This is a genomic window from Mycobacterium sp. E3298, from assembly GCF_001666895.1.
Classification (GTDB): Bacteria; Actinomycetota; Actinomycetes; order Mycobacteriales; family Mycobacteriaceae; genus Mycobacterium.
Genome location: NZ_LZJB01000325.1, coordinates 1 through 624 on the forward strand (window position 1 = coordinate 1; position 624 = coordinate 624).

Consider the following 624-nt stretch of genomic DNA (forward strand, 5'->3'; position numbering starts at 1 on the left):
TTGATCTCCGGCGGTAACGCCCCGAAGTCAAACACCTACGAACCCCCCGGCTCGAACCATGTGTTTCCCTCGCGAGTGTTTTAGATAGCTGGCTTCAAGCGATGCGCTTGCTTGCGAAGGCTAGAGCGCCGCCCCGTCTTCTCGCTGCCCGTGACTCGACGGTCCGGGTGGGAGGCGCCCCGTTCCAGCGGGTCAGCGGACAGCGCAACGGCCGGGCCGGCGGCCGCCCGCGTTCGCCGTGTGCACGCCTACCTGCGGGAACGGGTGCCGGGCGGATCACGGCCGATAAGCGATCCCGCGCAGCCGGGGCGGATCGACGTGGGCGCTGGACAAAAAATCCGGTCGCAATAAAGGCCGCGGCGATGTCGGCCCGGACAGGGGCCGGCCGGGGGCGTGGGCAAGGCCTCCGCCGCGAGTCGGTTCTTGGGCGCAAACGCGAAACACGCTTTAGCGCAGCACTTTTCGCGCGCTAAAGCGTGTTCCTACGCTGCCGACCCGGAGGTTATCCGGCGAAGGGTGGGATGAGATTGCTGCTGAGGTGGCTGCGGCGGCCAGTGGGTATAGCTCGGTGATTGCGGAGTTGACGTCGGGTCCGTGGGTGGGTCCGGCGTCGTCGTCGATGGT

At 67.1% G+C, this 624-nt stretch carries 1 pseudogene; it reads left to right on the forward strand.

The features are described from left to right. Positions 1 to 517: 517 nt before the first annotated feature. A pseudogene (locus A9X05_RS29800) lies at positions 518 to 624 on the forward strand (PPE domain-containing protein); the annotation flags it as partial.